Below are 20346 nucleotides of genomic sequence, written 5' to 3' on the forward strand. Positions count from 1 at the left end.
TCGAAACCTTGCTTGTCCGCCATTGATTCACACGCGGGCCGTATTGAAGGCAGGGTAAGTAACCCTCCCTCCCCCAAGGGCCTTCGCAAGGAATACGTCATTTATGAGCCGCGGTCTCGCCCCCACCCGCCCCTCTTACCGGTTGTCTCGTGCCGGCTCCGCCCCGATCCGCATCCCCGAAGCGGCCAATGACAACGAAGCGCCCGGTCGGCCTGCGCAGAGCGAGGCGGAAATCCGCGCGGCGCTGGGCCATTTCGCGCGCCACCACCTGAATGCCGCGCACGATGCCCACGCCCGGGCGAGTGCAGCGCTGGAATCGGGTGACGAGGAGAACTTCGTATTCTGGGCCAATATCTGCCGCGCGCTAGACCGGCGGCTGGCAGGCACCTTGTCCAAAGCATGGGGCCAGCCCGCCTGACGATTTCCTCCACCATGCGGTGGGTACGATGCGTGTAGCAGCGCCGGACGGCACTCCTTAACGCAATTGACAGAAAATTAACCATGCGGCAGATTCTGCGGCATGGTTGCCCCTACCCATCTCCAGTCGCCAACTGTGCTCGATGCACCGGTTGAGGACGATGTCCGGTCCTTCCTGCTGCGCGAGGGCGGCGGCGATGAAGGCGGGACGCTCGGCCCCGATGTGCTCGTGCGCGACCTGGGTGACGGGCGGGTCGATATCAAGCCGCTCGTCCACCCGGACCGGGTGCGCCCCCGTCTGCGACCGCTCAAGGCCTTGCAGCACTTCAGCAAGGTCTTGAAAGACAAGGAACAGACCGACGAACTGATCGGAGTGTTCGATACGCTGCCGTGGCGTGGAGTGGGCAAGGCTGCGGTGGATTTCCTGCGGACCGAGCGGGGCCTCGCGATTTACCGATCCGAACCCTACCTGCCCGAGATTTTCGACGATCACGCGCGCCTGCGACAGATGCCGAAAGGCAGCTTTGCGCACGCCTATTGCGACTTTATGGAACGCGAAGGGCTGAGCGCGGCGGGATTGGTGGAAGCTTCCGGCGATACGCGCAATGGCATGGCCATGCTCGACGACGGGGTGGAATGGTATGGCGATCGCCTGCGCGATACGCACGATATCCTGCACATCCTGACCGGTTACGGTCGCGATACCTTCGGCGAGCAATGCGTACTCGGCTTTCTGTACCACCAGCGCCCCAGCCCCGGGCACCTGTTCGTCGCATGGGCGGGCACATTGCTGATGAAGGTCAAGCTGCGCACCAAGGCACCGATCCTGCGCGCTTTCCTGGAAGCGAGACGCAATGGGCGCCTGACACAACGCATCGTCGAACAGCCGATCCTCGACCTGCTGCCCCTGCCGCTAGAGGATGTCCGTGCGCGGCTGACCATCCCCGAGCCGACCCTGTAGTACGAAGTGCTGGAGAGATTCGGCGCCGAAGGAATTGATCCGCACGCATTTCTTGCCAAGCAGGAAGCCTAGGCGCTTTACGGGGCCTGTCGAGGTAGCGCTCACAGTGTTACCGGCGCGGTTCCAAGCCGATCCCACGGAAAAACCGGGATTTTAACCACTTGGTGACCATTTTCCGTCTAGCGTTCCTGCGGAAACAGCGGGAAAATGCACATTCTTGGCTCACGATCATTTTTTAAGGGCGAAACGCCGAATAGCGTAATCGACGCCAGGGTCCGCAAGACCCTGGTGGACTCGCTCTATTCCAACCCGATGAGCCTCATCATCGGCGCGGTTGCCGCCACTGGCGTCTGCATGACCGCGGCGCTGACCGTGGGGGATACGTGGCTGATTATCGCCGCTTCGGTGGTAGGCGCGATCGCACTGATGCGCACGGGCCTGGTCTTCGCGATCCACTATCTGCCACGGTGGAACACCCGCACCCTTGAACTGATGTTCGAAGTCGGCGCTTTTGCCTTCGCCGCGTCGCTGAGCGCGGTCGCTTCGATCGCCGTGTGGGGAGAGGTCCCCTATGACGCGCAGATGCTGCTGGTGGTCGTGGCGGTAAGCTATGCCACCGCGATTGCAGCACGGAACGCAGGCAGTCCGTTTATCGCGCTGGGTCAGCTGCTGACAGTGCTGGTACCGCTGAGCATCGCACTGGTCTTGAGCAAGTCCACCCTGATCCTGGTACTGGGTCTGGCGACGATCCTGCATATCCCGTCTGTCATTTCCATCACCATGAAGGTCAACCGCTCGCTGCGGACGTCCATCACCGAAGCGGAAACCAGCGAACGGCTGGCACGCAAGATGGAAGTTCTCGCCCACACCGATGTCGTCACCGGGCTCCACAACCGTGCAGGCCTGAACGAAATGCTGGTGACCGAGCTGATGCGGTGCGGGCCGGACCAGCACCTGGCCCTGTTCTGGATGGATCTGGACCGGTTCAAGGAAGTGAACGACCTGCTGGGGCACCAGATAGGCGACCGGGTCCTGTCCGAAGTTGCCAGACGTCTGCGCGAAAGCCTGCCAGACGAGGCAGGCATTGCCCGTTTCGGCGGCGATGAATTCGTGTTCTTCTGCAGCGTGCGCCACCGCGAGGATTGCGAGGCGCTGGCAGCCCGCATCCTGCAGCAGATCAAACGCCCGATGCGGCTTGACGGAGAGCGGCTGGAGATCGGCAGTTCGGTGGGCATCGCGATGATGCCCGACGACGGGATCGACGCCGATCGCCTGATGCAGGCCGCCGACCTGGCGCTCTACCATGCCAAGCAGGGGACACGCGGAGGCCACCGCTTCTTCGACCCTGCGATGACCCGCGAACTGGCCAGTCGCCGCGAGATCGAGGCGGAGCTGCGCCAGGCGATCAAGCGCGACGAGTTGTCGCTGTTCTTCCAGCCAATCGTCGACCTGCAGACCGGCAGGATCAAATGCTTCGAGGCGCTGCTGCGCTGGTTCCATCCGATCAAGGGCGAGTTGCGGCCGGGCGAGTTTATCCCCGTGGCCGAAGAAACCGGCGTCATCGTCACGTTGGGCAACTGGATCACGCGGCAAGCGGCACTCGCTTGCGCGCAGTGGCCCGAGGATGTCAGCGTCGCGGTCAACCTGTCGCCACTCCAGATCAAGGCGCCTGGCGCCGTGCTGGCGATCGAATCCGCGCTGCGCGAAGCCAATCTCGATCCCCGGCGGCTGGAGCTGGAGGTGACCGAAAGCCTGTTTATCGAGGATAGCGAGCAGACCGCCGCCTTTATCGACGAGTTGAGCGCCAAGGGCGTGCGCTTTGCGCTGGACGATTTCGGCACCGGCTATTCCTCGCTGTCCTACATCCACAAGTTCCCCTTCTCCAAGATCAAGGTCGATCGCTGCTTCGTGTCGGGCGACGATGTCGGCCCGCGTGCGCATGCGATTATCCGCGCCGTTGCCGCCATGGGCCGCGGGCTGGACATGGAAATCGTGGCCGAAGGGCTGGAAGAGCAGGAGCAGGTCGAAACCGTCCGCGATGCGGGCTGTACGCTGGGCCAGGGCTATTTCTTCAGCCGCGCTGTGCCCGATTACCTTGCCGCGATGCTGCTTGCGCAAGACCGCGACGGCGACGGACTGCGCGCCGCGTAGCCTGGTTTCAGGCTAGCTGAAACGATCCGCACCGGCCCGCTCCGCCTCCCGGCCACCCAATAGAGTACCCTGTGCGGTGGCCGGGAGGGGGAGCGGGCCGGTGCCGCAATCCCATTACACGGGAAAACCACCGATAATCGCTCTTGCGAATCATTATATAAAAGCTCTGATAACTTGCGTCTTTTGGCGGTTGCAATCCCCTTGAGCCGAGCCTAGGTCCCTTCGCCAGAACGCAGGGCAGTTCGCGCGTAATCCTTCGGGGACGCCGACGGAGCGCGAGAGCCCTTGCATCAGATCGGTAACCGCGGCGTCCCCGGCAAGAAGGACTGATACGCTCCCATGGCCATTCCCGCAGGACGCAGAAAAATCGCCCTCGTAGGCGCCGGCATGATCGGCGGCACCCTCGCCCACCTCGCAGCGATGAAGGAAATGGGCGATGTCGTCCTGTTCGACATTGCCGAGGGCATGCCTGCCGGCAAGGCGCTGGACCTCTCGCAGGCAGGCCCTGTCGAAGGCTATGACGCCACCCTCAAGGGCACCAGCGACTACAAGGATATCGCCGGCGCCGACGTGGTGATCGTGACCGCCGGCGTGCCGCGCAAGCCGGGCATGAGCCGCGACGACCTGCTCGGCATCAATCTCAAGGTGATGAAGGCGGTCGGCGAAGGCATCAAGAACAACTGCCCCGATGCCTTCGTGATCTGCATCACCAACCCGCTCGATGCGATGGTGTGGGCGCTGCGCGAATTCTCCGGCCTGCCGCACAACAAGGTGGTCGGCATGGCGGGCGTGCTCGATTCTGCGCGGTTCCGCCACTTCCTCGCGACCGAATTCGACGTGAGCATGGAAGATGTCACTGCCTTCGTGCTCGGCGGCCACGGCGATACCATGGTGCCGATCCTCGAATATTCGACCGTCGCGGGCATTCCCGTGCCCGACCTCATCAAGATGGGCTGGTCGACGCAGGAAAAGATGGACGCGATCGTCGATCGCACGCGCAAGGGCGGTGGCGAGATCGTCCAGCTGCTGGGCAATGGCTCGGCTTTTTATGCCCCCGCCACCAGCGCGATCCAGATGGCGGAGAGCTACATCAAGGACAAGCGCAGGGTGCTGCCCGCCGCCGCGCACCTGACCGGCCAGTACGGCGTAGACGACCTTTACGTGGGCGTGCCTATCGTGATCGGCCGCAACGGCGTGGAGAAGATCGTCGAGATCGAACTGGACGATACCGCGCAGAAAAACTTCCAGGTCAGCGTCGATGCGGTCAAGGAACTGCTCGAAGCCTGCAAGAAGATCGACGGCAGCCTCGCGTAAGTGAACGCCGCGCGCGCCCTCCTGTCCCTCGCGCTGGTCGCCGCCCTGCCCGCACCCGTTGCGGCGCAGGCGGACGACGTCGTGTTGCGGTCGCAAAAGGCGGAGCCGCGCGCGGTTATCATCCAGCGCGAAGGGCCCAACTTCGCCGATATCGATGCGAATCCTGAGAATGTCCGCGCCCACAAGCTCTTGTGGTCGATGCTTGCAGACAAGGGAGACATCCTCGCGAGCGGCGACCTCCCGACCGGCAGCATCCTCGCGCTGGCCGTGGTCGCCGGGGACGCGAACGAGCAAGCGGTCATGATCCAGCTGGGGAAGAGCCACCTGGTTCGCGACGGCGTCGTGACGCTGGAGCTCGTCGAGTGGTTCATCGACGAAGGCGCAATCCCGACCAAGGCGCCCGAGCGCCCGGAACCCGAACCGGCACGTTATGACGACGATATCCAGCTGGTGCTATTTGCCGTCCAGACCTGCAATCTCGCAGCGACATGGCAAGGCTTCAGGGAAGCGTACCTGCTGGGCCGCGGGTGGGAACCGGTGGCGGCGGACGCCGATAGCGGGGAAAGGGTTTCGTTTGCCCATCCGCGTGGTGGCCCGCTGATCACCCCGCTCGAAAACAAGGAAAATGGCTTCGGCCGGTGCCGTATCCACGGGCCGATGCCCGATGCGCGGGTGAAAAAGGTTCGCCTGATGCTCGACAAAGAATTCGCAGCGCTTGGCTATTACGCCTCGAGGAACCTCTACGAATGGGGTTCGCGCCACGACGACATTTTTGTGACCGACGACGTCGACAATCCGGTCGACCGCCTCGAAATCCTCATCGAAGACAACGGAGCAGGCTGAGCCAATGTCCATCCTCGTAGACAAGAACACCAAGGTCATCACCCAGGGGATGACCGGCGACACCGGCACCTTCCACACGCAGCAGGCGCTCGATTACGGCACGCAGATGGTTGCGGGCGTGACGCCGGGCAAGGGCGGCACCACCCACCTGGGCCTGCCGAACTTCAACACGGTGAAGGAAGCCGTAGCGGAGACCGGTGCGACCGCATCGGTCATCTACGTGCCGCCGCCCTTCGCCGCCGACGCGATCTGCGAAGCGATCGACGCGGGTGTGGAGCTGATCGTAACGATCACCGAAGGTATTCCCGTGCTCGACATGGTGCGCGCCAAGGCCGCGCTCGAAGGCAGCAATTCGCGCCTGATCGGCCCGAACTGCCCCGGCGTGCTGACGCCGGGCGAATGCAAGATCGGCATCATGCCCGGCTCGATTTTCAAGAAGGGCAGCGTCGGCGTGGTCTCGCGCTCGGGCACGCTGACCTACGAAGCGGTGCACCAGACGACCAATGCCGGCCTCGGCCAGACAACGGCTGTCGGCATCGGCGGCGACCCGGTGAACGGCACCAACTTCATCGACGTGCTCGACCTGTTCCTTGACGATCCGGAAACCGAGAGCATGATCATGATCGGCGAAATCGGTGGCAGCGCCGAAGAAGAAGCTGCGCAGTTCCTCGCAGACCAGAAGGCCAAGGGCCGCTGGAAGCCGACCGTCGGCTTCATCGCGGGCCGCACGGCGCCTCCGGGCCGCCGCATGGGCCACGCGGGCGCCATCGTCTCGGGCGGCCAGGGCGGCGCGGACGACAAGATCGCGGCAATGGAACGCGCCGGCATTCGCGTGGCGCAATCGCCCAGCGAGCTGGGCACCACGCTCGCCGCACTGTTGAAGGAAGACGCGTAAGGCTCTCGCGGGTCCCCGCATCGTGCGGGGACCGATTTTGCCCGTGAGTGCTTGTTTGAAGGAAGTCCCGGCAGATCGGGATGCGTAAGTGAGGGCCGATGGGCAACCAAGACCAGTCATTCCTGCCGGAGCTCGGCGATCAGGAAGCCGCGCAGGCGGGCCCCAGCTGGGCCAATCCGCGCTGGCCGCTGACCGATCTTACCAACGAGGCCGACCTTACGCAGGCGCTCGACCCGACGGCCATGAAAGTCGTGGTCAAGCAAGCGATGGAGAAGGCTGGCAAGCCAGCCGACCAGGCCAGCATCACCCAGGCGGCCGAAGACGCGATCCGCGCCATGCTGCTGATCCGCACCTTCCGGGTGCGCGGGCATCTTGCGTCCGATCTCGACCCGCTCGGCCTGTCGAAGCGCGAGCTGCCCGAAGACCTGACGCTCGAATGGCATTTCCCGCCCGATGCGATGGACCACGAGATCTTCGTGGGCGGGAACCTCAACCTCGAATGGACCACCCCGCGCGAACTCTACGACACGCTGAAGGCCAATTACTGCGGCAAGGTTGGCCTCGAATACATGCATATTTCCGACGTGGAGGAACGCCGCTTCCTGCAGGAGCGGATCGAGGGGCCCGAAGAGGTCATCCAGTTCACGCCCGAGGGCAAGCGCGCGATCCTTTCCGCGGTCATCCGGGGCGAGGAGTTTGAGAACTTCCTCGGCAAGAAATATGTCGGCACCAAGCGTTTCGGCCTCGATGGGGGCGAGGGGATGATCCCCGCGCTCGAAGCGGTCATCAAGTATGGCGGCGCGATGGGCGTGCGCGAGATCATCTACGGCATGGCGCACCGGGGGCGGCTCAACGTGCTCGCCAACGTGATGGCGAAGCCCTATCGCGTGATCTTCCACGAGTTTTCCGGCGGCAGCGCCAACCCGGAAGATGTAGGCGGATCGGGCGACGTGAAGTACCACCTCGGCACCAGCACCGATCGCGAGTTCGACGGCATTTCGGTGCATATGAGCCTGGTGCCCAACCCCAGCCACCTCGAAGCGGTGGACCCGGTGGTGCTGGGCAAGGCGCGCGCGCAGCAGGCCATCCGCGACGACCTGAAGCAGCACGAACAGGTGCTGCCGGTGCTGATCCACGGCGATGCCGCTTTCGCGGGCCAGGGTATCGTGTGGGAGACGCTGAGCTTTTCCGGCATCCCCGGCTACAATACCGGCGGCGTCATCCACTTCATCATCAACAACCAGATCGGCTTCACGACCAGCCCCAAATTCGCCCGTTCGTCGCCCTACCCCAGCGACGTGGCGAAGGGCGTTCAGGCGCCGATCCTCCACGTGAATGGCGACGATCCCGAAGCGGTGACTTTCGCGTGCAAGCTGGCGATCGAATACCGCCAGACATTTGGCCGCGATATCGTGATCGACATGTGGTGCTATCGCCGGTTCGGCCACAACGAAGGCGACGAGCCCAGCTTCACCCAGCCGCAGATGTACGCCGCGATCAAGAAGCACCCGAAGATCAGCGTGATCTATTCGGACCGGCTGCTGGAAGAAGGCGTGATCGAGGATGGCTTCGTCGAGAAATCGCGCGACGAGTTTACCGACCACCTGCAGGAAGAATTCGACGCGGGGAAGAACTACAAGGCCAACGAGGCCGATTGGTTCGGCGGTCGCTGGGCCGGGTTGAACAAGCCGGTCGATCCCGAAACATCGCGCCGAAACGTGGAAACCGCGATCTCCAAGAAGCTGTTCGACAGCCTTGGCCGCACGCTCACCACCGTGCCGGACGACATCACCACGCACCGCACGCTCAACCGCGTACTCGATGCCAAGCGCGAAATGTTCGACAAGGGCGAAGGCTTTGACTGGGCCACGGCCGAAGCACTCGCCTTCGGCAGCCTTGTATCCGAAGGTTACGGCGTGCGCCTGTCGGGCCAGGATTCGGGCCGCGGCACCTTCAGCCAGCGGCATTCGGTGTGGCACGACCAGAAGGTCGAAGGGCAGAAGTACATTCCGCTCACTACGCTGCCGCACGGCAAGTTCGAGGTCTACGACAGTCCCCTATCCGAATACGGCGTGCTGGGCTTCGAATACGGTTTCGCGCTCGCCGATCCCAAGACCCTTGTGTTGTGGGAAGCCCAGTTCGGCGATTTCGCCAATGGCGCGCAGATCATCATCGATCAATTCATCGCGTCCGGCGAGGTCAAGTGGCTGCGCGCCAACGGCCTCGTGATGCTGCTTCCCCATGGCTACGAAGGCCAGGGGCCGGAGCACTCGTCCGCGCGGCTCGAACGGTTCCTGCAGCTCTGCGCGAACGACAATATCCAGGTGTGCAACATCACCATGCCGCACAACTATTTCCATGTGCTGCGCCGGCAGATGCTGCGTCCGTTCCGCAAGCCCATGGTCATCATGACTCCCAAGAGCCTGCTGCGCCACCCGATGGCGAAGAGCAGCGCGGACCAGTTCATGGGCGACAGCCAGTTCAAGCGCATCCTGTCCGACCCGGCGATGGAGCCGGACAGCGCAGCGGACAAGAAGATCAAGCGCCTCGTACTGTGTTCGGGCAAGGTCGCCTTCGACCTGATCGAACGCCGCGACGAGGAAGGTCTGGACGATGTCTCGATCGTGCGGATCGAACAGCTCTATCCCTTCCCGGGCGAACCGCTGGCCCTTCGCATGAGCCGCATGACCAACCTCGAACAGGTCGTCTGGTGCCAGGAAGAGCCGCGCAATAACGGCGCGTGGTTCTTCGTGAACGAGAAGATCGAGGCCGCACTCAGCGATGCTGGCAAGGATGGAATGCGCCCCTGCTATGCTGGCCGCGAGGAAGCGGCATCGCCCGCCACCGGGCTCGCCAAGCGCCACCAGTGCCAACAGGATGCGCTCGTCACGATCGCGCTGGGTCTTGCCGATGGCGGCGAAGCAAAGCGCGCGCTCAAGAAAACCGAAAAAGCCGAAAAGAAGGTCTGACCCATCATGGCTACTGAAATCACGGTCCCGCAACTGGGTGAATCGGTCACCGAAGGCACCATTGCCGAATGGCTCAAGCAGCCGGGCGATGCCGTTGCGGTGGACGAGCCCATCGTCAGCGTGGAAACCGACAAGGTTGCGGTGGAAGTCCCCTCCCCCGTCGCAGGCGTGATCGAGGACCTGCGCGCCGATGTGGGCGATACGGTGGAAGTGGGCGCCGTGCTCGCCACGGTAGCCGAAGGCGGGGCGCCTGCTGCCAAGGGCAAGGAAGCCAATCGCGATAAGGGTGCCGGAAAATCGGCTGGCGGCAAGCAGGATGCCGAACCCGCCAAGGCGAAGGCTGCCGATTCCGGTCAGGCCGCTTACGGCAACCACGAGGATGGGTCGGGTGACGGCAACCAAACCCTCTCCCCCGCCGTACGTCGCGCGGTGCTGGAATACGGGGTCGACCCGAGCAGTATCAAGGGCACCGGCAAGGATGGTCGCCTGACCAAGGAAGACGTGATCGAGGCCGCAAAGAACAAGGGCGATGGAGGCTCAGCGCCTGCGCCCTCACCCGCTCCGTCTGCGCCTGCTGTGGTCTCTTCCGGGGAGCGCCGCGAGGAACGCGTCAAGATGACGCGCATGCGCCAGACCATCGCCAAGCGGCTCAAGAGCGCGCAGGACAATGCCGCGCTGCTCACCACCTTCAACGATTGCGACATGAGCGCGGTCATCGAAACGCGCGAAAAGTACAAGGACCTCTTCGCCAAGAAGCACGACATCAAATTGGGCTTCATGGGCTTCTTCGCCAAGGCCGCCTGCCTTGCGCTGAAGGACGTGCCCGCCGCCAACGCCTATATCGAGGGCGACGAGATCGTGTACCACGATTACGTGGACATCTCGGTTGCGGTTTCGGCGCCCAATGGCCTCGTCGTCCCCGTTATCCGCGATGCCGACAAGAAGGGCTTCGCACAGATCGAGAAGGACATTGCGGACTTCGGCGCGCGCGCCAAGGACGGAACGCTGACGATGGAAGACATGAAGGGCGGCACCTTCACCATCTCCAATGGCGGCGTGTTCGGATCGCTGATGAGCACTCCAATCATCAATCCGCCACAAAGCGCGGTGCTGGGCCTCCACCGGATTGAGGACCGCCCGGTCGTTGTCGATGGTGAGATAGTGATCCGCCCAATGATGTATATCGCATTGAGCTACGATCACCGGCTGATCGACGGGCGCGAGGCAGTGACTGCGCTCAAGATCATGAAGGAAGCGATCGAGGATCCAGCGCGGATGCTGATCGATCTGTAAGGTTTCGCCCACGTTCGCGGTTCGACAAGCTCACCACGAATGGGGTTAGACAGGACTTGAATTTCCGCCGTTCGTCCTGAGCTTGTCGAAGGGCGAACCGCACAACGGAGGCCACAATGGCTGACCACAACTACGACTACGACGTCCTTGTCATCGGCGCAGGCCCGGGCGGCTATGTCGCCGCGATCCGCGCTGCGCAGCTGGGGCTGAAGACCGCGTGCGCCGAAGGGCGCGAGACGCTGGGCGGCACCTGCCTCAACGTCGGTTGCATTCCCTCCAAGGCGATGCTCCACGCAAGCGAGTATTTCGACGCGGCGAAGAACGGCGCGATGAAGGAACTGGGCATCGACGTGACGCCAAAGCTCAATCTCGACCAGATGCACGCGCAGCGCCGCGACGCGGTGAAGGGCCTGACCGGCGGGATCGAATTCCTGTTCAAGAAGAACAAGGTCGACTGGAAGAAGGGCTACGCCACCTTCCAGGACGCACACACGATGAAAGTGGGCGACGAAACGGTCACCGCGAAGGACATCGTGATCGCGACCGGTTCTTCCGTCACGCCGCTGCCCAATGTCGTGGTGGACAACGACAAGCACGTGGTGGTCGACAGCACCGGCGCGCTCGAACTGCCCAAGGTGCCCAAGAAGATGATCGTCATCGGCGGCGGCGTCATCGGGCTGGAACTCGGCTCGGTCTGGCGGCGTCTGGGCGCCGAAGTCACCTGCGTCGAATTCCTCGACGAGATCCTGCCCGGCATGGACGGTGATATCCGCAAGGAAGCGCGCAAAATCTTCAGGAAGCAGGGGATCGAGTTCAAGCTCGGCACCAAGGTCACCGGCGTCACCGTCAAGGGCAAGACCGCGACGCTGACGCTGGAGCCCGCAGCAGGCGGCGACGAAGAAACGATGGAAGCAGATTGCGTGCTCGTGTCGATCGGGCGCAAGCCGAACACCGACGGCCTTGGTCTCGACGCGATCGGGCTGGAGACCAACAAGCGCGGCCAGATCGAGACCGATCACGACTTCCGCACCAAGGTGGATGGCGTGTGGGCCATCGGCGATTGTGTCCCCGGCCCCATGCTTGCGCACAAGGCCGAGGATGAAGGAATTGCCGTGGCAGAGAACATCGCCGGGCAGACCGGCATCGTGAACCACGCGATCATCCCCAGCGTCGTCTACACCTGGCCCGAGATCGCGGGTGTGGGTCTGACGACCGAGGAAGCCATCGAGAAGATGGGCGGCGACAAGAAAGCCGTGAAGGTCGGCAAATTCCCCATGTTGGGCAACAGCCGCGCCAAGACCAATCACGAGCCGGACGGCTTCGTGAAGGTGATCGCCGAAGCCGAAAGCGACCGCGTGCTGGGCGTGTGGGCGATTGCCGTACCCGCGGGCACCATGATCGCGCAGGCTGCCCAGGCGATGGAATTCGGCACCACCAGCGAAGACATCGCCTATACCTGCCACGCGCACCCGACGCATTCCGAAGCGATCAAGGAAGCGGCAATGGCGGTTCAGGGCAAGCCAATCCACGTCTGAGGGCACGAATATGGGCACGCGCTGGCAAGAAAGGTTTCCAGCGCTGCTTGCGATCGCACTGCCGGTGCTCGCCGGGCTTGGCTACATGGCGAGCGGCGACGCACCGCGTGACTACCTGATCGTGAACAGCGGGGCGCTGCTGCTCGCGGCGCTGATCGTCCTGATCGGACTGCCGAAACTTGGCCAGCGGGCGCGGCTGATTGCGGGTGGCGTGCTCCTCGCGCTGTTCGCCCTCCCCCTTCTTACCGGCCCATCGATGAACGGTATTGCGCGGTGGCTTCCGCTGTGGGACTTCATCCTCCACGCAGGCATGCTCACCATCCCGTCGCTGGCGGTGCTGGCTGCGCGCGAGGAAAGGCTCGGCCCACCCGGCATTCTCGCAGCGCTACTGGTCACATTCGCCCAGCCGGATTTTGCGAGCGCCTTCGCGCTCACCGGCGGCGCTATCGGAATCTACCAGGTGCGCAACGACTGGCGCGTCGGGCTGGTGATCATCGCAGGCTTCCTCATTGCCATTGCAGCTGCCTTGCAGGGCGAATTGCCCGCCGCCCCCTTTGTAGAGCGTATTATCATCGACGCGCTTCGCACGAACCCGGCAATGGCTGCGCTGCTCGCCCTGTCACTGGCCGGATCGATCCTTCTGATGGCTTTTGGCACAGGCCTGCCACGCATCACACGCTATCCGGTGGCGCTGAGCCTGTTCGGTTTCTGGCTCGCTGCGCTGATCTCGAACTACCCGACACCGCTCGCCGGATATGGCGCCGCAGCGATCGTCGGGTACGCGCTGGCCCATGCCCTTGCCTTCGCCCTGCGCGATGAGAGAGAAGGGACGCCATGACCATTCCGCCCTTCCATCTCGCCTTTCCGGTTCACGATCTGGACGCAGCGCGCAATTTCTACGGCGCGTTGCTGGGCTGTGAGGAGGGCCGATCGGACAGGGACTGGGTGGACTACGATTTCTTCGGGCACCAGATCGTGGCGCATGTCGCCCCGGCGGCCGTGGCAGCACGTGCGGCGGGCGAGGATCGCAATGCTGTGGATGGCGAAGCGGTGCCCGTGCCGCATTTCGGTGTCGTGCTACCGATGGACGAATGGCAGGCGCTGGCCGACCGGCTGACTGCAGCGGGGCTGCAATTCATCATCGAACCCACCGTCCGCTTCCGCGACCGGCCCGGCGAGCAGGCGACGATGTTCTTTCGCGATCCCAGCGGCAATGCGCTGGAGATCAAGGCGATGGCAGACCCGGACGCATTGTTCGCGAAAGACTAGGCCGCGCCCGGATTGTGGAGCGCGCCCATCCCCGCTAGCAGGCGCGGCATATGCCCGTACCCGACGCAACCGTGATCCTGACCCCTGTGCTCGACTGGCTCGACCTGATCGGCGTGGCAGTGTTTGCGTTGTCGGGCGCGCTGATCGCCGCGCGCGAGAAGCAGACCATCGTGACCCTGTCGTTCTTCGCACTTATCACGGGCGTGGGCGGCGGTACGGTGCGCGATCTGCTGATCGGGGCGCCCGTGTTCTGGATCGGCGACCCGTGGGTCGCGGCAGTCTGCTTGGGCGTGGCACTGCTCGTGTGGTTCACGCCCACGCGGCTCTGGCATCGCAAGCTGCTGGATTATGCGGATGGTATCGGGCTGACGGCTTATGCGGTGCTCGGCACGGCCAAGGCGCTGAGCTATGGCATCCCTCCCATCCCTGCGATCCTGATGGGGATCGTTACCGGTACGGTCGGCGGGATCATCCGCGATGTGGTCGCCAGCCGCCCGTCGATCCTGATGCGGCCCGAACTCTATGTGACCGCCGCCGCACTGTCCTCTGCGGTCTGCGCCATCGGCATGCTCATCGTGGGTGAAAACGAGAGCGAACGCTGGATCGTGTGGAGTATCGCGACGCTCGCCGGGCTGGTGCTGCGCAGCGCGGCGATCCGGTTCGAGCTGAGCCTGCCCGCCTATAACGAACGCGGCGTTGCCCAGGCCGAAGCGGAGGCACTGGAGGGCGCCGAGGAAAAAGGCCCCCGAACCTGAGGTTCAGAGGCCTTTGAAGGCGAAGGTCAGTACGGCTCGCCCTCGTCGCCGTAGGACGTGTCACCATAGTAATCGTCCGAATACTGCTGATCGCCGTCGATCGGCCCGCCCGGATAGGCAGGCTGCGCGTTGGTATCGGGCGTCGAGTAGGTATTCGCACGGGCACGCGCATAGGCATCGTCCGAAAATTGCGGATCGCCATAGGTGTTACCGCCCGTCTGGTACGACACGTTGCCGTAGCCATAGTTGACGCCAATCACGCGACCGGCGCCGGAAACCTCGCAGCTGAACGGGCTCCCGCTCGCCAGGGTACCGCTGACCGAATAGCCATTGCGCGTGCGCCCGACATTGTCGACCGTGCCGACACGCTGCTCCCGATCGACCCGGTCGACACAGGAATCGATTGCGGAATCGAAGGCGTTATCCTCGAAGCCGTCGCGGTCGTAGCGATCGTTACGGTTGTTATTGCTGGCCGAGAGGACGGCGAAAATCCCGCCGATGATCAGCGCCCCTGCAATCACGTCGCCCGCATCGACCCGGTCACGATGGTGCCGGCGATACCGATAGTGTCGGCGATATTCCGCTGTGTCCGCCCCATTTTCGAGTACGGTCGTGGTGGAATATTCCGCCTTTGTGGCAGGCGCTACCCGTGGCAGTTCGACTGCCTGGGCCGGGGAAACAGCCAGCGCAGCAACCGCGCAGGCGAGCGAAAGATTGGCAATCTGGCGCATGGTTCTCGTCTTTCTAAAACAGAGAGCCGCGACGGCCCTCTTGCGACCAAACCGAAAAATAGGCGGCCAGCCCTGTCGAAGGGCTGAACCGCCTACCCCTGTCGCCCCACCGGTGCCCCGGATCAGAGCGTGACGAACTCGTCCGATCAGTAGCGGCGCATCCCGCGGATGCCGTTATAGTCCATGTCGACAATACGACCGTTTCGGATCTGGCAGCTGAAGCGGCCCCGGTCGCGATTGTTGTAACCACGACGGTTGTTGTTGTAGCCGCGACGCTGATCGCGATAGCCGCGCTGGCCCTGGACCTCGAGGCGACCGGAAATGTTCCAGCCACGGCGGGTGTCACGCACGCGGTTTACATCAACGACATTGGCGTAGCGATAGCCTGAGCGGCGGGCATCGGTCTCGGCCGCGCGGATACAGCGATTGATCGCCGCACGCGGGTTGCCGTTCGAACGGTAGTAATTGTTGCGATAGCGATCACCGCGGCGGTCGCGGTTCGACGCCGATGCAATCGCGGCGATGCCACCGATGATCAGCGCACCGGCGATGACTTCGCCCGCGCTGATGCCGTCGTTGTCGCGGTCGCGATAGCGCTGCGCTTCGGCAGGGGCGGCAGAGGTGAAGGCCATGGCGCCCGCGGCGGCGGTGCACAGGGCGGCCTTTGTGAATGTGGTCATGGTGGGTCTCCTCACTTCGTGCACGAGCGCGATTGCCCGAACACCAGTGTTTCTAGGAGAGCCCCAGTGAGGTCCCACTGAATTGCCACGAAAGCTATTGTTAATACAAATAGCCACAAACCTGAACGGCCCTTAAGGCCCGGCTATCGGCCGTTTAACGGCGCAATTTCCACCCATCCCTGCCAAAATGCCATAGGCGGGGGGACTGCCCGCGACAGAACGCGACAGCCATTGTTCAGGCGAATCGCGCGCCGATACCTACCCCTCCCGTTCGCGGCGGCGGGGCCGATGGCCCCGCCACGTCACCGCATTACTCGCCCAGGTCGAGCCCGGTAAAGGCCGCGAGGAAGGCAAGGATATCGGCTGCTTCCTCGATCGCCTTGTCGGTCGGCTTGCCCGACCCGTGGCCCGCACGCGTTTCGATTCGGATCAGCTGCGGCCTCTCACCCAGGTCCGCTGCCTGCAGCGCGGCGGTATATTTGAAGCTGTGCCCGGGCACCACGCGGTCGTCCGTATCGGCAGTGGTCACCAACAGCGCGGGGTAGTCCACCCCGTCACGCACGTTGTGATAGGGCGAATAGGCGCGCAGCACCTTCCAGTCGGCTTCCTTGTTCGGGTAGCCGTAATCGTCGACCCAGTAGCGCCCAGCGGTGAACTGGTCGAAGCGCAGCATGTCCATCACACCGACCGCCGCATTGCCCGCCGCGAACAGATCGGGCCGCTGGTTGGCAACCGCGCCGACCAGCAGGCCGCCATTGGACCCGCCCTGGATCGCAAGCCCGTCTTCCGGCGTGATCCCTTCGGCGATCAGGTATTCACCCGCCGCAATGAAATCGTCGAACACGTTCTGCTTGTTATTCAGGCGGCCACCATCGTGCCACGCCTTGCCGTATTCACCACCGCCACGGATATTGGCGACGACATAGGCTCCGCCCGCCTCGATCCACGCGAGGCGCGAGGCGCTGAACGCCGGCGTAAGCGAGATGTTGAACCCGCCATAGCTATAGAGCAGCGTCGGCGCAGCCTCGCCGCTTGTCGCCACTTCCTTGCTGCGCACGAGGAACAGCGGCACGCGGGTGCCATCCTTCGAGGTGTAGAATTTCTGCTCCACCACGAAGTCTTCCGGGTCGAAGGCCACTTCGGGCTGCGCCCATACCGTGCTTTCGCCGGTCCCCGCATCGTAGCGGTAGATGGTCGACGGGCGGTTGTAGCTGGAGAAGACGTAGAAGGTTTCGTTCTGCTCGGGATCGCCGCCGAAACCGCCTGCGCTGCCGATCCCGGGCAGTGCGACTTCCCCCTGCGAAGTACCGTCGAGCCCGAACACCTCGATCTTGCTCTTGGCATCGACGAGGTAGCTCGCGATCAGCTTGCCACCGACCAGCGATACCCCGCCCAGTGTCTGTTCGCTCTCGGGTATCACCGTGGTCCATTGCGGATCGGCGGCGGTGATGTCGGTGGAGACGACCTTCTTGAGCGGCGCGCCGTCATTGGTGACGAAGAAGAAGCGGCTGCCAAGATTGCCAACATAAGAATAGTCGTGTTCGAACCCCGGTACGAGCGTCATAGGCTTGGCGTCGGCCCGCTCGAGATCGATCAGCGTGATCTCATAGCGCTCGTCGGTGCCGCTCGAACTGGTCACGATCAGCCAGCGGCCATCATCGCTCCCCTGCGCAGTGTGGTTGAGTTCGGGCTTGTCAGGCGTCTCGTAGACCAGCCCGTCCTGTATCTGTTCGGTGCCGAGCTTGTGGAAATAGACCTGCTGGTTGGTATTGAGCGCCTGGAAGGTCTCGCCCTCGCCCGTCGCCGGGAAGCGGCTGTAATAGAACCCGCTACCATCCTTCGCCCAGTCTAGGTTCGAGAACTTCACCCATTCCACGGTGTCGGCCATCACCTCGCCCGTGGCGCCATCCATCACCTTGACCGTGCGCCAGTCGCTGCCACCATCCTGGATGGCATAAAGCAGCTTGCTGCCATCTTCCGTGATCGCATAGTCCGCCAGCGCGGTGGCTCCGTCGTCCGCCCATGTATTGGGATCGATCAGCACGCGCGGCTCACCATCCAGCCCCTCGCGCACATACAGCACGCTCTGGTTCTGCAACCCGTCGTTGCGGGTGTAGAAATAGCGCCCGCCCTTCTCGGTCGGCAGGCCGAACCGCTCGTAGTCGGTCAGTTCGGTAATGCGTGCTTTCAGGTTCTCTCGTCCGGGAAGCTTGGCGAGGAAAGCGTCGGTGACTGCGTTCTGCCGCTCCACCCAGTCGGCCACCTCTTCATCGACGCGAACATCGTTTTCTAGCCAGCGGTAAGGATCGGCCACATCCTCGCCGAATGGCGTCTCCACGACGTCGCCCGCGCGGGTTTCGGGGTAGTCGGGTGCCGCCAGGTCTTGCGCGAAGGCGGGCACGGCACTCGCGACGAGCATGGTGGCGGCTCCGGTGAGGAGGGTGTTGCGGAACATCGGGGGGATCCTCTCTTGAATCGGTTTCGCACCACTTTAGCCGCACGCACCTTGCGTGCAAACGGGCTTGTGTTGGCAAGACCCCGGCCTAGGATCGCGTCGGGCGGCTGAGACCGCGAGGGAGGAAGGACATGCGATTTGCCACGATATGCGCGATGGTCGGCGCGGCGTTGGCCTTGCAGGGACCGGCGGCGGCACAAGTCGATGCAGAGCGTCTGAGCGCGTGGAAAGAACGGATCGACGACGCCTATGGACTTGAATGGGAGGAGCGCGAAGACGCTACCTCCCAGCTGCTTGCTGTAGCGCAGGAGGCAGAGGAATATCTCGCCTCGGGCACCTTCACGCAGGAGGAACGACTCGACCTCCTGAAAATCGTCGGCACCTCCTATTTCGGCGCGGCACAGCATCACGACAGCGAGTGGGACACACCGGAAGACGTTCTCGACCGGGAATGGCTGATCAAGACCGTCTCTGCACTGGAGCCGCTGCTGGCGGCGCGCGGCGCCTTCGACGCCCCGGCGTACGATTTTCGCGGCGCAGCCGGGCAATTGTTCGACCACGCACGCTATCACGATCTTCCCGAGCTGACGGACTGGTCGCGCATGCGGGTGCTCGGCAATCGCTACATGCTCGAACGCGCTGGAGGGGAGGACGAGTTCGAGCGCGAACTGCTCGCAGTGTCGCTCTACGAACATGGCTGGCTCACACAAAACGCTGCGCTGATTTCCGAGGCCGAGGAACTATACGCCAGCTTCCCTGAAGACGATAAGCCCTACGCGGTAGAGAGGGCCCGCGAATCCGTGATTACCGACTTCCAGTCCTGAACCGACGCGGGCGTGCTGTTCTGATGCAAAAAAGGCCGCAGGATTGCTCCCGCGGCCCTCTCGATAATCGTGATTGCGATCGGCGCTTATGCGTCGTCGAATTCGTCTTCCTCGGTCATTACCGGGCCCGAATCCTGCCCCTTGGCGTCTTCGTCGCGATCGACGAATTCGATGATCGCCAGCTGCGCGCTGTCGCTGGCGCGGTAGCCGGCCTTGATGATGCGGACATAGCCGCCGTCACGATCCGAGTAACGCTCAGCCAGAACGTCGAACAGCTTCTTCAGCTGCGTCTCGTCCTGCAGGCGCCCCATCGCAAGGCGACGGTTGGACAGCCCACCGCGCTTCGCCAGCGTGACCAGCTTTTCGACGTAGGGGCGCAGTTCCTTCGCCTTGGGGAGCGTGGTGAGGATCTGTTCGTGCTTGATCAGCGCAGCCGACATGTTGCGGAACAGGGCTGTGCGGTGGCCCGACTTGCGGCTCAGCTTACGCTGCGAAATTCCGTGACGCATATTCTTTATCCTTCGTTCGTAAGGGGGCCGTACGAGGTACCCCGGTACTGGCGGCGCTCAGGGTGCGCCGCCCCAACCCGATTAGCCCAGCAGCTCCTGTTCGAGCTTCTTGGCCATTTCCTCGATGTTTTCCGGCGGCCAGCCGGGGATGTCCATGCCAAGGCGCAGGCCCATGCTGGAAAGAACTTCCTTGATCTCGTTGAGCGACTTGCGGCCGAAGTTCGGCGTGCGCAGCATCTCGGCTTCGGTCTTCTGGACCAGGTCGCCGATGTAGATGATGTTGTCGTTCTTGAGGCAGTTCGCCGAACGGACCGACAGTTCCAGCTCGTCGACCTTCTTGAGGAGGTAACGGTTGAGCTGGTTGGTGTCGCTTTCCTGCGGCTCTGCAGCCTGACCGATCATGGCCGAGCTGGGCTGCGGGATGCCGTCTTCGAAGTGGACGAACAGGGTCAGCTGGTCCTGGAGGATGCGAGCGGCATAGGCCACTGCGTCTTCCGGGGTGACGGTGCCGTCGGTTTCGATGGTCAGCGAGAGCTTGTCGTAGTCCAGTTCCTGGCCAACGCGGGCGTTCTCGACCTTGTAGCTCACCTGGCGAACCGGCGAATACAGGCTGTCGACCGGGATCAGGCCGATCGGCGCATCTGCCGGGCGATTGGCAATTGCGGGCGAATAGCCCTTACCTACGTCAGCGGTCAGCTCCATGTTGAGCGTTGCGCCTTCGTCCAGGTGACAGATCACCAGATCC

18 protein-coding genes are annotated in these 20346 nt (G+C 63.4%); 13 read left to right on the plus strand and 5 right to left on the minus strand.

What is annotated here, in order from left to right; translation table 11 throughout:
* The first annotated feature begins 103 nt into the window (after window positions 1-103).
* The 12 genes from ACEQXE_RS14300 (at window position 104) to ACEQXE_RS14355 (ending at window position 14402) form a co-directional block, all read left to right on the plus strand.
* The gene (locus ACEQXE_RS14300) at window positions 104-418 is read left to right on the plus strand and encodes a hypothetical protein (RefSeq protein WP_370180346.1); all 315 of its coding nucleotides are present in this window, start codon (window positions 104-106) and stop codon (window positions 416-418) included.
* A 102-nt stretch (window positions 419-520) separates the two neighbouring features.
* Complete coding sequence (locus tag ACEQXE_RS14305) at window positions 521-1378, plus strand: Coq4 family protein (RefSeq protein WP_370180348.1); 858 nt, start codon at window positions 521-523, stop codon at window positions 1376-1378.
* Between the two features lie 288 nt (window positions 1379-1666).
* The gene (locus ACEQXE_RS14310) at window positions 1667-3529 is read left to right on the plus strand and encodes a putative bifunctional diguanylate cyclase/phosphodiesterase (protein WP_370180349.1); all 1863 of its coding nucleotides are present in this window, start codon (window positions 1667-1669) and stop codon (window positions 3527-3529) included.
* A 339-nt stretch (window positions 3530-3868) separates the two neighbouring features.
* Window positions 3869-4843, plus strand: a complete 975-nt coding sequence (gene mdh / locus ACEQXE_RS14315; protein ID WP_370180351.1) for a malate dehydrogenase — start codon at window positions 3869-3871, stop codon at window positions 4841-4843.
* The gene (locus ACEQXE_RS14320) at window positions 4844-5686 is read left to right on the plus strand and encodes a hypothetical protein (protein ID WP_370180352.1); all 843 of its coding nucleotides are present in this window, start codon (window positions 4844-4846) and stop codon (window positions 5684-5686) included. It abuts the gene before it with no gap.
* Between the two features lie 4 nt (window positions 5687-5690).
* Window positions 5691-6581: a succinate--CoA ligase subunit alpha gene (sucD, locus tag ACEQXE_RS14325; RefSeq protein WP_370180354.1), complete on the plus strand. Its 891-nt coding sequence runs from the start codon at window positions 5691-5693 to the stop codon at window positions 6579-6581.
* A gap of 98 nt (window positions 6582-6679) precedes the next feature.
* On the plus strand, window positions 6680-9550 hold the full coding sequence (locus tag ACEQXE_RS14330) for a 2-oxoglutarate dehydrogenase E1 component (protein ID WP_370180355.1): 2871 nt from the start codon (window positions 6680-6682) through the stop codon (window positions 9548-9550).
* Window positions 9551-9556: 6 nt separating this feature from the next.
* Complete coding sequence (odhB, locus tag ACEQXE_RS14335) at window positions 9557-10843, plus strand: 2-oxoglutarate dehydrogenase complex dihydrolipoyllysine-residue succinyltransferase (RefSeq protein WP_370180356.1); 1287 nt, start codon at window positions 9557-9559, stop codon at window positions 10841-10843.
* Window positions 10844-10959: 116 nt separating this feature from the next.
* Window positions 10960-12378 carry a dihydrolipoyl dehydrogenase gene (lpdA, locus tag ACEQXE_RS14340; RefSeq protein ID WP_370180358.1) on the plus strand — a complete coding sequence of 473 codons (1419 nt, stop codon included), beginning with the start codon at window positions 10960-10962 and terminating at the stop codon, window positions 12376-12378.
* A gap of 10 nt (window positions 12379-12388) precedes the next feature.
* On the plus strand, window positions 12389-13216 hold the full coding sequence (locus ACEQXE_RS14345) for a hypothetical protein (RefSeq protein WP_370180359.1): 828 nt from the start codon (window positions 12389-12391) through the stop codon (window positions 13214-13216).
* Window positions 13213-13647, plus strand: coding sequence for a VOC family protein (locus tag ACEQXE_RS14350; protein ID WP_370180360.1), 435 nt, complete (start codon window positions 13213-13215; stop codon window positions 13645-13647). The genes ACEQXE_RS14345 and ACEQXE_RS14350 overlap by 4 nt, the downstream gene beginning before the upstream one ends.
* A 50-nt stretch (window positions 13648-13697) precedes the next feature.
* Entirely contained in the window at window positions 13698-14402 is a 705-nt protein-coding gene (locus ACEQXE_RS14355) for a trimeric intracellular cation channel family protein (protein WP_370180361.1), read from the plus strand.
* Between the two features lie 26 nt (window positions 14403-14428).
* On the opposite strand, the gene ACEQXE_RS14360 is transcribed toward ACEQXE_RS14355, so the two are convergent.
* From ACEQXE_RS14360 to ACEQXE_RS14370, 3 genes are all read right to left on the minus strand, one after another.
* Window positions 14429-15133 carry a hypothetical protein gene (locus ACEQXE_RS14360; RefSeq protein WP_370180363.1) on the minus strand — a complete coding sequence of 235 codons (705 nt, stop codon included), beginning with the start codon at window positions 15131-15133 and terminating at the stop codon, window positions 14429-14431.
* Window positions 15134-15279: 146 nt separating this feature from the next.
* Window positions 15280-15813 carry a hypothetical protein gene (locus ACEQXE_RS14365; protein WP_370180365.1) on the minus strand — a complete coding sequence of 178 codons (534 nt, stop codon included), beginning with the start codon at window positions 15811-15813 and terminating at the stop codon, window positions 15280-15282.
* Window positions 15814-16123: 310 nt separating this feature from the next.
* Window positions 16124-18268 (minus strand): prolyl oligopeptidase family protein, encoded by a 2145-nt coding sequence (locus tag ACEQXE_RS14370; RefSeq protein WP_370180366.1) that lies wholly within the window; start codon window positions 18266-18268, stop codon window positions 16124-16126.
* Window positions 18269-18399: 131 nt separating this feature from the next.
* Here ACEQXE_RS14370 and ACEQXE_RS14375 point away from each other — a divergent pair, with 131 nt between their 5' ends.
* Entirely contained in the window at window positions 18400-19092 is a 693-nt protein-coding gene (locus ACEQXE_RS14375) for a hypothetical protein (protein WP_370180367.1), read from the plus strand.
* An 86-nt stretch (window positions 19093-19178) separates the two neighbouring features.
* Here ACEQXE_RS14375 and rplQ read toward each other — a convergent pair whose 3' ends face one another.
* Window positions 19179-19601, minus strand: a complete 423-nt coding sequence (rplQ, locus tag ACEQXE_RS14380; RefSeq protein ID WP_370180368.1) for a 50S ribosomal protein L17 — start codon at window positions 19599-19601, stop codon at window positions 19179-19181.
* A gap of 81 nt (window positions 19602-19682) precedes the next feature.
* Window positions 19683-20346: DNA-directed RNA polymerase subunit alpha (locus ACEQXE_RS14385; RefSeq protein ID WP_370180369.1), on the minus strand; the 664-nt coding region annotated here is incomplete at its 5' end.

The sequence above is a fragment of the Alteriqipengyuania sp. genome, assembly GCF_964222115.1.
Taxonomy (GTDB): Bacteria; Pseudomonadota; Alphaproteobacteria; order Sphingomonadales; family Sphingomonadaceae; genus Alteriqipengyuania.